The 1,473-nt window shown below is 46.2% G+C and carries 1 protein-coding gene; it reads left to right on the top strand.

What is annotated here, in order from left to right; all coding sequences use genetic code 11:
• Window positions 1-1,195: hypothetical protein (locus tag F6J99_RS44950; RefSeq protein WP_293123909.1), on the top strand; the 1,195-nt coding region annotated here is incomplete at its 5' end.
• Window positions 1,196-1,473 lie beyond the last annotated feature (278 nt).

A 1,473-nucleotide genomic window follows, 5' to 3' on the forward strand; every position in this document is an offset into this window, starting at 1 on the left:
CCGACTCCCGACTCCCGACTCCCGACTCCCGACTCCCGACTCCCGACTCCCGACTCCCGACTCCCGACTCCCGACTCCCGACTCCCTAATCCCTGCTCCCTGTTTCCTAAAACCAAGAATAAAAGTACCTCACATGACCGATAAATTACCACCAATTTACTTCTACATTCCTCAGGGTTTATGGCCAGACACCATGCCGAGAAGTGCCGATGAGAACTGGAAAGGCTTTGGTATTGGTATCTATGCCTGGACTTTACAAACCTATCTGCGCCTGAAAGCCGATGGTTTCCCTTGCGAACTAGTAGCAGAATTGCCCAGAGAGGGGATTGTCCTGATCCACCGCAATTGTTTACGAGCTCACAATGACCAGCTCAAGCCAGGACCAAAGTTATTGCTGATTTGTATTAAAGCTGAACAAAGACCCTATCCCTATGCTCAAGTCCATGTGGTACAAAATCCTCTGGAAACAATGCATCTGCGCAATAGTTACTATTTACCCCACTGGACTCAGCCAGGGTTAATTCAGCGCCATCCAGCACGATGCGATCGCTTTAAAACCATCGCCTTCTTTGGTCATGAAAATAATCTAGCGATAGAGTTAAAGCATCCCTCCTGGCAACAACAACTCCAAGCACTGGGGTTATCTTGGCAACCAGTAATCAATCGCAATCATTGGCATGACTATAGCAACCTAGACAATCGCTGGCATGACTACAGTGAGATTGATGCTATTGTGGCTGTGCGTAGGTTTGAGGGCAACACAGCCTGCCTCCACCGCAATTACCTGACCAAACCAGCTACCAAACTCTACAATGCTTGGCTAGCAGGGGTTCCTGCTATTCTCGGATCTGAAGTTGCTTATCAAGCAGAACGCTATAGCTCACTAGACTATCTGGAAGTGGCTACCCCTAGGGCGTTAATTTCAGCCCTTAAGCGGTTGAAAGAAGAGCCTGATTTACGTAGCGCTATCGTTAAAAATGGTCGAATTCGTGCCAAAGCGATCACCCCTTCAAGTACTACGAAGAAGTGGCGTTATTTCTTAGAAACTATTGCATTACCTGCCTATGATAATTGGTGCAATCAATCTCATTGGTCTCAACAGATTACCTTGGGACAGGGTTATATTGGCTTTCAGGGAAATCGAGTTAAAGATAAACTAACAAGAGTTTTATTAGCTAGCAACAATTCCATATAAAAGTCGATGGTAAATGGATTTTTATAAATGGGTTTGGTATCCTTATGATATAGAATTTATCAATTCGTTGATGTACTTAGACCTGATATATTTGATAAATATTACAAAAATTTTTATTACTATGAGGTACACATTTTTTTCCCTCTTACCTCTTCGCTTTTGTTACTTCCCTGCTCCCTGCTCCCTGCTCCCTGCTCCCTGCTCCCTGCTCCCTGCTCCCTGCTCCCTGCTCCCTGCTCCCTGCTCCCTGCTCCCTGCTCCCTGCTCCCTGCTCCCTG

It is taken from the genome of Moorena sp. SIO4G3, assembly GCF_010692305.1.
Lineage (GTDB): Bacteria > Cyanobacteriota > Cyanobacteriia > Cyanobacteriales > Coleofasciculaceae > Moorena > Moorena producens_A.